Annotated in this window: 10 protein-coding genes; 9 read left to right on the forward strand and 1 reads right to left on the reverse strand. The window is 52.4% G+C overall.

Annotated elements, in window-relative coordinates:
- The first annotated feature begins 3 nt into the window (after positions 1-3).
- From D9A02_RS05515 to hslV, 8 genes are all read left to right on the forward strand, one after another.
- Positions 4-1512, forward strand: a complete 1509-nt coding sequence (locus tag D9A02_RS05515; protein WP_254054560.1) for a PAS-domain containing protein — start codon at positions 4-6, stop codon at positions 1510-1512.
- 40 nt (positions 1513-1552) lie between these two features.
- Complete coding sequence (tsaE, locus tag D9A02_RS05520) at positions 1553-2035, forward strand: tRNA (adenosine(37)-N6)-threonylcarbamoyltransferase complex ATPase subunit type 1 TsaE (RefSeq protein ID WP_120499993.1); 483 nt, start codon at positions 1553-1555, stop codon at positions 2033-2035.
- Positions 2022-3044: an aminoglycoside phosphotransferase family protein gene (locus D9A02_RS05525; protein WP_120499994.1), complete on the forward strand. Its 1023-nt coding sequence runs from the start codon at positions 2022-2024 to the stop codon at positions 3042-3044. The genes tsaE and D9A02_RS05525 overlap by 14 nt, the downstream gene beginning before the upstream one ends.
- Positions 3020-3712, forward strand: coding sequence for a nucleotidyltransferase family protein (locus D9A02_RS05530; protein WP_120499995.1), 693 nt, complete (start codon positions 3020-3022; stop codon positions 3710-3712). Before D9A02_RS05525 ends, D9A02_RS05530 begins: the two co-directional genes overlap by 25 nt.
- Positions 3705-6653, forward strand: a complete 2949-nt coding sequence (addB, locus tag D9A02_RS05535; RefSeq protein ID WP_120499996.1) for a double-strand break repair protein AddB — start codon at positions 3705-3707, stop codon at positions 6651-6653. The genes D9A02_RS05530 and addB overlap by 8 nt, the downstream gene beginning before the upstream one ends.
- Complete coding sequence (gene addA, locus D9A02_RS05540) at positions 6650-10012, forward strand: double-strand break repair helicase AddA (RefSeq protein ID WP_120499997.1); 3363 nt, start codon at positions 6650-6652, stop codon at positions 10010-10012. The genes addB and addA overlap by 4 nt, the downstream gene beginning before the upstream one ends.
- A 63-nt stretch (positions 10013-10075) precedes the next feature.
- Positions 10076-10396 (forward strand): thioredoxin, encoded by a 321-nt coding sequence (gene trxA / locus D9A02_RS05545; protein ID WP_120499998.1) that lies wholly within the window; start codon positions 10076-10078, stop codon positions 10394-10396.
- Positions 10397-10511: 115 nt separating this feature from the next.
- Entirely contained in the window at positions 10512-11066 is a 555-nt protein-coding gene (gene hslV / locus D9A02_RS05550) for an ATP-dependent protease subunit HslV (RefSeq protein WP_120499999.1), read from the forward strand.
- Positions 11067-11108: 42 nt separating this feature from the next.
- Here the strand turns inward: hslV and D9A02_RS05555 are convergent, their stop codons facing one another.
- Complete coding sequence (locus D9A02_RS05555) at positions 11109-11507, reverse strand: DM13 domain-containing protein (protein ID WP_120500000.1); 399 nt, start codon at positions 11505-11507, stop codon at positions 11109-11111.
- Between the two features lie 163 nt (positions 11508-11670).
- Here D9A02_RS05555 and hslU point away from each other — a divergent pair, with 163 nt between their 5' ends.
- Entirely contained in the window at positions 11671-12978 is a 1308-nt protein-coding gene (gene hslU / locus D9A02_RS05560; RefSeq protein WP_120500405.1) for an ATP-dependent protease ATPase subunit HslU, read from the forward strand.
- The last annotated feature ends 12 nt before the right edge of the window (positions 12979-12990 follow it).

A 12990-nucleotide genomic window follows, 5' to 3' on the forward strand; every position in this document is an offset into this window, starting at 1 on the left:
ACTATGTCTGTATGGGTTTATATCGGGGTCGGGGTTGCGGCGGGGATATTGTCTTTGGTGGTAATCAGCATCGCCGCCTGGCTATTCTCTTCTCAAGCCGCACCAGATGGCCCCCAGAGCAATCATACCACTTCAAGGTTTCTGTTTCATGCCGATCAACTGATTGACCATAACCTTAATGATCTAGACAGCCCACATACCGTAAAACCGACCCTTCAGACCTGGCAGGATTTTCGCAACTGGACAGCAGGGCGATTTGGCACGCTGCCCGAAACACTTGCCCATCACGCACCACAAAATGTAAAGATTTTTGATGAAAACGATGGTTCTGCCACGCTTGAGATCCGTTACAAAAATTGTAATCACCTTGTCATTTTGAGCGACGCCTCTGAACTTTCACCCGTGGGAAAACATCAGCTGCTACGCAACAGCAGAGCGCGAATGGCAGAGCAAGGCACATTAGAATCCGCACCCTGCGCGATCTTACAAATCAATCCCCAAGACGGACAGCGTCAGGAAAGCGCCCTTTGGCAACAGTTCACCAATGATCAGAAGGATATTCTTGATCGTGATATCACCGAAATGCTCGAACAAAACATCACACAACCCAGACAGATCGCCCTCAACCAGGCATCGGGCACGCGGTGGGTAGAACTTATGGTGCATGAAACCGAGGACCTCCGATCGTGCTATGCCACAGACATTTCAGAATTGGTTGAAGCTAAGAACGCGCAACGAGCCTTTTTGCAAACCTTGACTAAAACATTTGCGAACCTGTCTACGGGTCTATGTATTTTCGATCGTGATCATCAATTGGTGCTGTTCAATCCTGCCCTTGTTAACCTGACTCATTTACCGATTGATTTTCTTAGTGCACGGCCAAATTTGATGAGCTTCTTTGACAAATTACGCGACCTTCAGATGATGCCTGAACCGAAAAACTATGCCGCATGGCGCATTCAAATCAACCAGATGATCACCAGTGCCGTTGGTGGAAACTATGATGAAACATGGCCGCTGCCAAACGGGTTGACCTATCGCATCACCGGGCGCCCACATCCGGACGGGGCTGTCGCATTTCTGTTTGATGACATCACAGACGATGTTGTGCTAACCCGTCGGTTTCGCACCCAAATCGACATTCGGCAAACCACCCTTGATTCACTCGAGGATGCCATCGCTGTCTTTTCCCCAGCCAAAACCCTGTTGTTCTGTAATGCAGCCCTGGCCCGCCTGATCGGATTTGACCCCGATCAAGGCATTACTGAAATTTCTGTGATTGACCTGATTGAACGCTGCGCAATTGGTTCCACTGAATTACAGAGCTGGAACGAAATTGAAAAGCAGCTGTCGACACCAACACACCAAATAGCGTTTTCTAAAATCATTCAAGGCAAGTCTGGACCACGCTGGCAATGTCATATTGCGCCCCTTGCAGGGAATTTGCTCATGCTGCGGATTTGCAAGCCTGACATCAAAAAGCTGGTCAAAACACAGCCGGAAATCGCCTGATCTACATTGCAGGCAGCGGCAGCACGTGTAATGTCGTATCATGCCAACCTTTAGCCAAATCATCACCTCTCACTCTCCTGAAGAGACGTGCAAACTTGCACAACAATTGGCACCCTGTCTGGATGTCGGTGATGTTGTATTGTTATCGGGTGGCATTGGTGCCGGGAAAACACATTTTGCTCGCTGCTTCATTCAGGCCCTGCTGGACGTGCCCGAAGATATCCCATCGCCGACATTCACATTGGTTCAAACATACACCGCGAAGGGGTTGGAAATCTGGCATACTGACCTTTACCGCCTCAGCGATGTCTACGAAATCGAAGAGCTTGGCCTGACAGAGGCCTTTGAAACCGCCATCTGTCTTGTTGAATGGCCGGATCGGTTAAGAAATTTCGCACCCAAGGGCGCATTAAATATCACTCTCAGCAGCACCCAACAGGATGATCAGCGCAAGCTGCATCTGAGCTGGGATAATCAAAGTTGGGGTGAAAAACTAAAAGGGCTTTTGAATGCCGTCGCGTAACGATTTACTCAACAATTTTATCACCCACTCTGGATGGAGTGAGGCCGAGATCAGCATGGTGGCTGGCGATGCGTCCAACCGAAAGTACTTTCGTCTGCGGCAACACGATAACACCACTGCTATTATCATGGATGCCCCGCCCGAAAAGGGTGAAGATGTTCGGCCTTTTGTCAACATATCAACCCACCTGTCCGGGCTTGGCTTTAGCGCACCCCGCATTCTGGCACAGGATGATACGGCCGGGTTCTTGTTGCTCGAAGATCTTGGCGATGATCTTTTTGCGCGGGTGTTGAAAAATGATCTTTCGAAAGAAAACCGTCTCTATTCCGCGGCAACAACGTTATTGGCAGATCTTCACACCCATCCTACACCAGAGGGCCTGGGCGCATACAGCCCAGCCGTAATGGCAGATCTGGCCGCGCTGGCATTTGACTGGTATCTCACGCAGGCAGATAAAAAAAATAACGCCGCTGCTCAAGAGTTTCGCCAGAAAATGCAGCAGGTTCTTGAGGATTATGCCCCAGATACAAATGTCCTCATTCAACGGGATTACCATGCTGAAAACCTGCTGTGGCTGCCTGATCGCAACGGAACCGCGCGGGTTGGGCTTTTGGATTACCAAGACGCCCTCAAGGGTCACCGCGCCTATGATCTTGTCTCGCTATTGCAAGACGCTCGCCGTGATGTCAGCCCGCAGGTCCAACAAGCCATGCTGGAACAGTACATTTCGCAAACTGATGTCAACGACACGAAATTCCGCAACGCCTATTATTGCCTTGGTGCACAACGCAACCTGCGTATTGTTGGCGTCTTTGCCCGACTTTGTGTACGTGACGGCAAAGCGCATTATGTTGACCTGATCCCACGGGTCTGGGCCCATTTAATGCGCGACCTCGACCATCCCGCGATGGCAGACGTTGCGACATTGGTGCGTGATACCCTGCCCAGCCCAACCCTCGAAACCCTGCAAAGGCTCAAAGACAAATGCGCAACGCTCCAGACGCCGTAATGTTGTTCGCTGCGGGCTTTGGCACTCGCATGGGTGCACTGACCGCAAATTGCCCCAAACCGATGATCCCCGTCGCAGGCAAACCACTGATTGATCATGCGCTGGATCAGATCACTGATTTCGGTATGGGCACCATCGTCGCCAATCTGCACTACAAACCCGAGCAGATTATATCACATCTGGCCAGATCTGATATCCTGTTTTCTGACGAAAGCGATGAAATCCTTGAAACCGGTGGCGGCCTGCGCGCTGCGCTGCCACTATTGGGTAGCCGACCCGTATTTACCATGAATACCGATGCCGTGTGGAAGGGGCCTAATCCTTTGGATCTGCTGGCAAAGGGTTGGAATCCTGAAAAAATGGATGCGTTACTACTTTGTATTCCGCTTGCAAATGCGGTCAATCACACCGGTAAGGGTGACTTTCTTATTGATCCATCTGGCCGTGCCAGCCGGGGGCCTGGCCTTGTGTATTCGGGTCTCCAGATTCTGAAAACTGATGGGTTACATGCGATCCCAGAGCGCGCTTTTTCCTTGAACCTATTATGGAATAAGATGCGGGAAAATCAGCGACTATTTGCTATTGCCTACACCGGTCACTGGGCTGATGTCGGGTCACCCGAGGGGATCACCGCCGCCGAATCCATGCTGGATCAGGATCATGTTTGACGCCTTGGACCACCCGCGTGTTTATGGCGTGTCGTTGGGGTCCGACTTTCCCAAAGCTTTAGTTAATGGGCTGGTTGCGCGCACAGCAAACTTGCCGCCCGATGCTTTGGCCCGCTGTCATTTGGTGGTCAACACCCGCCGTATGGCCCGGCGCGTTCGTGCATTATTTGATCAGGGGCCACCATGCTTGCTGCCCAAAATTTCTCTAATCAGCCAATTACCTGACACCTATTTTCCCAGTCAGATTCCGCCAGCCGCACCACCATTGCGCCGCCGGCTTGAAGTGGCGCAATTGATCACCCGTCTGCTGGAAAGTGATCCAAGTATCGCATCTCGGGCCTCGGTTTATGATCTGGCGGATCAGCTGGTCGCACTGATGGATGAAATGCAGGGCGAGGGCGTCTCACCTGATATGATCGATGCACTTGATGTTTCAGATCAGTCCGGTCATTGGCGTCGCATAAAATCATTTTTAGGCATTGTTAGTCCCTATTTTGAAAGTAATCAAAACGAACCTGATCCTGAGGCACGTCAACGTCGCGCCATCGAACAGCTAATCGAATCCTGGCACGCATCCCCACCTGATCATCCAGTGATCGTCGCCGGATCCACCGGGTCCCGTGGTGCGACACAGATCTTGATGCAGGCGGTCGCAAAGCTACCTCAGGGTGCGATTATTCTGCCCGGTTTTGATTTAGATATGCCGGGCGCGGTCTGGGATCGCCTTATGCCCAACAACTCTGACGGGCTACCGCTTGAGGATCATCCCCAATATCGTTTTGCCGACCTAATGGAAAAACTGGGCCTGCAGTTTGATGATGTGCCGCACTGGCATCAGGCGCCCCCCGCAAACCCAAACCGAAACAAGGTCTTGTCACTGGCCTTAAGACCCGCACCTGTTACGGATCAATGGTTGATTGACGGCCCGAACCTGCCCGATTTGCCCGCAGCCATGCAGGATGTCACCTTGCTGAATGCTGCCTCACAACGACATGAAGCGATGGCCATCGCCCTGCGTCTGCGGCAAGCCGCACAAGATGGCACGACCGCCGCGCTGATCACACCTGATCGTAACCTCACCCGGCAGGTATCTGCTGCGCTTGATCGTTGGAACATCACCCCGGATGATAGTGCAGGCATGCCATTGCACCGCTCGGCTCCCGGGCGATTTTTACGTCACGTCGGTGATCTGTTGCGCCAACCCCTGACGGCAGAATTACTGCTGACTTTGCTCAAACACCCGCTATGCCATGCGGGGCAGGGACGCGGCCCACACCTGCGATTAACCCGCGAACTTGAACTGCATTTGCGCCGCAAAGCTGCCCCATATCCAGATGAGGAAACCTTGCATAACTGGGCTGAAGGGTGCGGAATTGAAGGGGCAAAAGACTGGATAGTCTGGCTCTGTTACTGCTTAATTGGTCAAAATAATGCAGCAGATCAACCAATGTCAGATCTCATCGTGCATCATATTGATCTTGCTGAACGGCTTTCAGGTGGGATCGATCCGGATGATGCACCCGCATTGTGGTCTGGCGATGCAGGAAAGGCCGCACATCAAGTAATGCAGGAACTGGTTGAGGCCGCGCCTGCCGCCAGCGTGCTGAATACATTTGACTATATCAACATCTTTTCTGCTGTCCTTGCGCGCAAAGAAGTTCGCAACCCAATTACACCCAACCCAAACATTTTGATCTGGGGCACGTTAGAGGCTCGCGTTCAAGGCGTTGAGCTGCTTATTCTTGCCGGGCTTAACGAAGGGTCTTGGCCCGAAAGTCCCAGCCCGGACCCGTGGCTTAACCGCGCCTTGCGTCACCAAGCGGGCCTGCTTTTACCGGAACGTCGGACGGGGCTATCGGCACATGACTTTCAACAGGCCGCCTGTGCACCAGAGGTTTGGTTTACCCGGTCTCTTAGATCTAACGATTCTGAAACGATTACCTCTCGCTGGGTGAACCGCTTACAAAACCTGCTTTCTGGCCTGCCTGACCAAGGCGGCCCAGAAGCCCTGCAACAAATGCAAGCCCGCGGGCAGCTGTGGCTTGACCGTGTTCAAGCTCTTGAAAACCCTACTCCAATAGACCCAGCCCCGCGCCCTGCACCATGCCCACCGCCATCTGCACGGCCAAAGCGGTTATCAGTGACCGAGATCCGCCATTTGATCCGCGACCCCTATGCCATCTATGCCAAACACATTTTAAACCTACGCCCGCTTGACCCGCTTATGCGTGGCCCAGATCCGGCAATTCGCGGCACGGTATTGCATAAAGTGCTCGAAAAATTCATCCGCGCCACGCTGGATCATTCAGAAACCTTAACTAAATCCCATCTGTTACAATTGACGCAAGATATTTTGGCCACCGATGTACCATGGGCTGAGGCGCGCACATTATGGCTGGCGCGAATGGAACAGATTGCAGATTGGTTTATCGAAACTGAACAGGTACGCCGCACGGTCGCCCGCCCAACCGCGTTTGAGGCGCGCGGCAGCGCCAGTTGCACGGACCCCGAATTTTCCCTGAACGGCACAGCCGATCGTATAGACATGGATGAAACTGGTGCTGTGCATGTCTATGATTACAAGACCGGCACCCCACCAACCAAAGATCAACAGGTTCATTTTGATAAACAACTACTGCTAGAGGCCGCAATTGCACAGCAATCCGGCTTTGGCAACCTTGCTCCGGCCCATGTTGCACGCGCGGTATATATCGGCCTTGCCAGTGGCGGCAAAGAGGTTGACGCCCCGCTTTTGGATGAACCGCCCGAGGTAACATGGGATAAGCTAAAAATGCTAATTTCGGCCTATTCAGAGACCGAAACTGGCTATACAGCCCGACGCGCGATGCATCTGAAGCGTGATTATGGTAACTATGATCAATTGGCCCGATTTGGCGAATGGGACATCACTGATGATCCGGATAAATCAAGGGTCGGATGATGCAATTTGATGACGCCACTCAAAAACAGATCAACGCTGCACGCCCGGAAAGGTCAACTTGGTTGTCGGCCAATGCCGGATCCGGCAAAACCCGTGTTCTAACCGACCGTGTTGCCCGGTTGTTGTTGGATCAGGTCGACCCGCAACACATTTTGTGCCTGACCTATACCAAGGCCGCCGCGAGTGAGATGCAAAACCGTTTGTTCAAACGTTTGGGCGAATGGGCAATGCTGAATGATCCAGATCTGACCGATGCATTGCAAGTGCTGGGGTATGAAAGTGCGATTACCTCACAAATTCTTGCCGATGCCCGCCGCCTGTTTGCCCGCGCGATCGAAACCCCCGGTGGGTTGAAAATCCAAACGATCCACTCGTTTTGTTCATCCTTGCTACGCCGGTTCCCTCTGGAATCTGGCGTCAGCCCACAATTTGTTGAAATGGACGAACGCGCAGCGGCTCAGTTACGGAGCCAAATCATCGAAGATCTTGCCAATGGCCCACAAGCCGAAGTTTTGGCGAAAACCGCGCTGTATTTTACTGGTGAAACGCTAGCCGATCTGGCAGCCGAGGTTGTTCGTCAGCAAACGGTATTTGAAAAACCCTATGACACTTCTGCACTTCATCAGCATTTTAGTCTTGATCCTGACATAACCACTGGCGATTTGATTGCCTCTGTCTTTCTTGGTGGGGAGCTGGAGCTGCTGAAAGCACTGATTGCCGCACTGCGCCAAAGTGGTGCCAATGATCAAAAAGCGGCAGCACAGCTGATGTTGGTTAAGTTCGCAGATCAAAATGCTTTGCCTATTTTGGAATCTGTTTTTCTGACAAAAAGCGGAAAAACACCTTTTTCAGCCAAAATTGGATCTTTTCCAACCAAGGCTTGCCGAGAAACACTATCTGATCTCATGCCTCAAATCGAAGATTTGATGCGCCGCGTTGAAACCGCACGAGAGGCCCGCATAGCCCTGAGTGCCTTAAATAAAACCCGTGCACTATATGACTTCGCGCAGGCATTTTTGCCTGCGTACTCAGCCGCCAAACAATTTCGCGGCTGGTTGGATTTTGACGACCTGATCCTGAAGGCACGTGCGCTTTTGACCAATTCGGATGTGGCAGCTTGGGTATTGTTCCGTCTTGATGGAGGGATCGACCATATTCTTGTGGACGAAGCACAGGACACCAGCCCAGTGCAATGGCAGGTAATCGAACGTCTGGCACAGGAATTCACCAGCGGAGAGGGCGCGCGAGCGGATGTGTTGCGCACAATCTTTGTTGTCGGCGATAAAAAACAGTCAATCTATTCCTTTCAGGGGGCCGATCCGGGTGAATTTGACCGGATGCAGCTAGAATTCGATAAGCGCCTGTCATCAATAGGCACACCCCTGCAAGGGCTGGAGATGGAGTATTCATTCCGCTCGTCTCAGGCAATTTTGTCTTTGGTGGATCAAGCTTTTCAGAACAATGAAACCAGTGGGTTTGCCGCCAATCTGACTCACAAGGCATTTCACGCCGATATGCCAGGTCGGGTTGATCTGTGGCCGCTTGTTGAAAAAAACAATTCCGAAGATGGCCCTGAATGGTTTCAACCTGTTGATGTCAAAGCCGCTAGCGATCCGACGGTGATTTTGGCACACACCATCGCCACCAATATCCGCCAGCTTATTGATAGCAAGTCCGCCATTCCCGACGGTCAGGGAATGCGCCCCGTGCAAGCTGGTGACTTCCTGATCTTGTTTCAAAAACGGTCTGAACTGTTTCACGAGATCATTCGCGAGTGCAAGGCGCAAAGCCTGCCCATTGCCGGCGCTGACCGTTTGAAAATCGGGGCCGAACTGGCGGTTCGCGATCTAGTGGCAATTTTGTCATTTCTCGCCACACCCGAGGACAGCCTGTCACTGGCTATCATCTTAAAATCACCGCTGTTTAATTGGTCAGAGGCACAGCTATATAATTTGGCCCACGCTCGAGCCGACAAATACCTTTGGACCAGTCTACGCAATCGTGCAGATGAATTCTCAAACGTTATGGACGTCCTTGATGATCTGCGGCAGCAGGCGGATTATATGCGGCCATATGAATTGCTAGAGCGTATCCTAACCCGTCATGATGGACGTCGCTTGTTCTTGGGCCGCCTTGGGTTTGAGGCCGAAGACGGCATTGATGCGCTGCTGGCTCAGGCAATCGCATATGAACAACAGGCCGCCGACAGCCTGACCGGGTTTTTGCAGTGGATGCAGGCAGATGATCTGGAAATAAAACGCCAGTTGGAAAATTCCGGTGATCGTATTCGCGTCATGACCGTACATGGCGCCAAGGGGCTTGAGGCCCCGATTGTCATTCTGGCAGATACCGCAAAGCAGCAAAGCCGTCAGCATAATCAGGTCATAACTCAGGGCGATCTGGCATTTTGGCGCACCAAAGCTGATGAAACGCCAAAGAATCTTGCACAGATCACGGAACATTTGAAAACCGCTGACACTGCAGAACGCAATCGCCTGCTTTATGTCGCAATGACGCGTGCGGAAAAATGGCTGATCGTTGCTGCGGCGGGTGATCTCGGTAAATCTGGTGATACTTGGCATGATAAAATTCGCACAGCGATGGAGCATCTTGGCGCGGTAGAGCATTCTTTTCTGCGTGGCACTGGATTGCGGTTGGAACACGGAGATTGGTCCGAACCTTCACAGACCAGTGAAGAACCGTCGCCAGAAGATATTGTCCCTTTGCCTGATTTTTATCATCAAGCAGCCCCCAACCCGCAACAGCCGACCAAAACGCTCAGCCCTTCAGAGCTGGGCGGAGCAAAGGCCTTACCCGGTGATGATGGGCTAGATGAAGAGGCAGCCAAACGGCGCGGGCGGCAAATTCACCTATTGCTGGAGCACCTGCCCAAATTTGCCACCACTGATTGGCACAGCATGGCAGTTGAATTACTTAATTCAGGCTCTGATTCAGCCCAACCTGATGAAATTAGCGCGATCTTTGCCGAAGCGTCAACAGTTCTCAACACATCGGATTTGGTAACGCTCTTCGCTGAAAATACGCTGGCCGAAGTACCCATAACCGCAACACTTCCTGTGTTGAATTGCCAACGCATTCATGGCGTCATTGACCGGTTGATCATCGATGAACACCGCATTCTTGCCGTGGATTTCAAATCAAATGCAACTGTGCCCGCCACGCCACAGGATTGCCCAGAAGGGCTATTACGACAAATGGGGGCCTATGCGCTGGCGCTTAGTCAGATCTATCCAGATCACAAAATTGACGTGGCCTTGCTTTGGACCAGAACCGCAAGCCTCATGTCACTGCCGCACGATCTTGTGACTGATGCCGTGTCGCGTACCGTCATCCCTTGACGCCCCGGCCTGTCGTTCTTAGGTTCGCAACCAAGTTCAACGCCCCATTTTCAGGAGACTGCCATGTCCACCGTCGCCGTTACAGATGCCACCTTTGATGCCGAAGTCAAAAACTCTGACGTTCCTGTTGTTGTAGACTTCTGGGCCGAATGGTGTGGCCCCTGCAAACAAATCGGCCCCGCTCTGGAAGAGTTGGCGGCAGAAATGAACGGCAAGGTTAAAATCGCCAAGGTTGACGTTGACAGCAACCCCAATGCTGCTGCGGCCATGGGTGTACGCGGTATTCCCGCGCTGTTCATTTTCAAGGATGGCGAAGTGGTGTCTAACCGTGCTGGTGCCGCACCTAAGGCAGCACTGCAAAGCTGGATCGAAGACAGCATCTAACCTTGCCATTCAGGTTTTATATCAGGGCTCGCTTTTGCGGGCCCTTTTTATTGCACAAATTCTTGCACCTTGGTCCAAGCCCTTCCATATAAGTTACCAACATGACGGAGGCCCCATGAATAACGAATTCCCCGGTTGGCACGGCACAACAATTATCGGCGTCAAAAAAGGTGGCGAAGTTGTCATCGCAGGTGATGGCCAGGTCAGTCTTGGCCAAACCGTAATCAAGGGTACGGCCCGTAAGGTGCGTCGCCTGCAGCCCGGTGGATATGACGTAGTCGCGGGTTTTGCCGGGTCAACCGCCGATGCCTTTACCTTGCTGGAACGGCTAGAGGCCAAGTTGGAGGCAACACCCGGTCAACTGCAACGTGCCAGTGTTGAGCTGGCCAAGGATTGGCGCACGGATAAGTACCTGCAAAAGCTAGAGGCAATGCTAATCGTCAGCGACGGTCGCGAGCTCTATGTCATTACCGGCGCTGGCGACGTGTTAGAACCAGAGCATGACGTGACGGCCATTGGATCGGGGGGTAACTTTGCCCTCGCAGCCGCTCGCGGCATGATGGACAGTGAGAAATCAGCCGAGGAAGTCGCTCGCTCAGCCATGGCGATTGCCGCAGATATTTGCGTTTACACAAACGGAAAGCTGACTGTTGAAACGATAAAGGGCTGACGCAAGCCAGCCCAATACCGTTTTTCCGTGAGTGGAATAAATTCAGTGTTCGTCACCCAATTTGGCAACACCCAGTGGTACGCTGAACTTGCGGCACCAGATGTAAACCTCGTTATATTTTGAGACGTCGATGCCTGCAGGTACGGCATAACTTTGCTTGCCCTTCAGGTTTTTCAATTCGCCCAAATCTGTATTTGGGTCAAATTTACCGTCCTTACCCAGACCAACACGTGGATCAGGGGCACCATCCAGGCTGAAGTCTTTGAACAATACAACTTCGTTTTTTGCAACTTCGGCCTTGCCGGTTGTGATATGGTTATTACGCCCAGAGAATTCGCCAATACGGCCATGTCCACCCGCAAATGCTGGCGCAAACCCCGTTGCAATTGCCGCTGTGGCAGCAGACGCCGTAAATTTTAAAAATGTTCTACGATTGGTCATATCGTTCCTCCCGATCCGATTGGCGCAAAGATATACCCTTCAGCACAAAGTGGAATGGGCTTCGCCGTTTCGTGATTAAGCGCGAGAAATTCGTGTACAGACTTGCGTTTTTCGTGATCGCGTATACCTAGCAGCAAACGACTTTCATCAAGGGATGACTATTTTGACCGATCTGACACCACGCGAAATCGTATCTGAGCTGGACCGTTTCATCATCGGGCAAAAAGATGCCAAACGCGCCACTGCCGTCGCACTACGCAATCGCTGGCGCCGCAAACAGCTGGATGATGATATTCGCGAAGAAGTCTATCCTAAGAACATCCTGATGATTGGCCCTACCGGTGTCGGCAAAACCGAAATCAGCCGCCGCTTGGCAAAGCTAGCACGTGCTCCTTTCATCAAGGTTGAAGCCACCAAGTTTACAGAGGTCGGGTATGTCGGCCGCGATGTCGAACAGATCATTCGCGATCTAGTTGACAGTGCCATCATCCAAACCCGCGAGCTGATGCGTGAAGAGGTTAAAGCCAACGCTCATGCCGCCGCCGAAGAGCGGGTGATTTCCGCCATCGCCGGCGAAGATGCGCGCAAAGGCACCCGTGATATGTTCCGCAAAAAGCTGAAATCAGGTGAGCTGGATAACACTGAGATTGAGCTGGAGCTGGCAGACCATTCTAATCCCATGGGCATGATGGACATTCCCGGCCAACCCAGTGGACAGATGGGCATGATGAATTTGGGCGACATTTTTGGCAAAGCCTTTGGCGGGCGCACTGTCAAACGCAAGATGACAGTCGCGGAAAGCTACGAAGTTCTGGTCAGCGAAGAGGCCGACAAGCTGCTGGATGATGAAATAGTTAATCGCAGCGCCATGGAGGCCGTCGAACAGAGTGGTATCGTGTTTCTGGATGAGATCGACAAAGTCTGTGCCCGCAAAGAGGCTCGCGGTGGCGATGTCAGCCGCGAGGGTGTGCAGCGCGACCTGCTGCCACTGATTGAGGGTACAACCGTTTCCACCAAACATGGTCCGGTGAAAACCGATCATATCCTGTTCATCGCCTCTGGTGCGTTTCACATCGCCAAACCATCCGATCTTTTGCCCGAACTTCAGGGCCGCTTGCCGATCAGGGTGGAGTTACGCGCGCTGACCGAAGAGGATTTCGTGCGTATCCTGACCGAAACCGACAATGCGCTAACACGTCAGTATTCGGCACTGATGGGCACCGAAGAGGTTGAGGTTGAGTTTACGGATGACGGCATTGCCGCACTCGCACGCATCGCGGCCGAGGTGAACCAATCCGTTGAAAACATTGGTGCGCGGCGGCTTTATACCGTTATGGAGCGGGTGTTCGAAGAACTATCATTTACCGCACCAGAACGGTCGGGCGACAAGATCACCGTCGATGCCGAGTTTGTGGAAACCAACCTGGGCGAACTGATGGGTTCTGCTGATCTGAGCCGCTACGTGCTGTAAGTCGACGATTTT

The organism is Roseovarius sp. EL26, assembly GCF_900327775.1.
GTDB lineage: Bacteria > Pseudomonadota > Alphaproteobacteria > Rhodobacterales > Rhodobacteraceae > Roseovarius.

Excerpts from the sequence above, each read along its gene's own strand:
- D9A02_RS05525 (WP_120499994.1), top strand. The coding sequence starts at position 2,022 with ATGCCGTCGCGTAACGATTTACTCAACAATTTTATCACCCACTCTGGA.
- hslV (WP_120499999.1), top strand. The coding sequence starts at position 10,512 with ATGAATAACGAATTCCCCGGTTGGCACGGCACAACAATTATCGGCGTC.
- D9A02_RS05515 (WP_254054560.1), top strand. The coding sequence starts at position 4 with ATGTCTGTATGGGTTTATATCGGGGTCGGGGTTGCGGCGGGGATATTG.
- trxA (WP_120499998.1), top strand. The coding sequence starts at position 10,076 with ATGTCCACCGTCGCCGTTACAGATGCCACCTTTGATGCCGAAGTCAAA.
- addB (WP_120499996.1), top strand. The coding sequence starts at position 3,705 with ATGTTTGACGCCTTGGACCACCCGCGTGTTTATGGCGTGTCGTTGGGG.
- D9A02_RS05530 (WP_120499995.1), top strand. The coding sequence starts at position 3,020 with ATGCGCAACGCTCCAGACGCCGTAATGTTGTTCGCTGCGGGCTTTGGC.
- addA (WP_120499997.1), top strand. The coding sequence starts at position 6,650 with ATGATGCAATTTGATGACGCCACTCAAAAACAGATCAACGCTGCACGC.
- D9A02_RS05555 (WP_120500000.1), bottom strand. The coding sequence starts at position 11,507 with ATGACCAATCGTAGAACATTTTTAAAATTTACGGCGTCTGCTGCCACA.
- tsaE (WP_120499993.1), top strand. The coding sequence starts at position 1,553 with ATGCCAACCTTTAGCCAAATCATCACCTCTCACTCTCCTGAAGAGACG.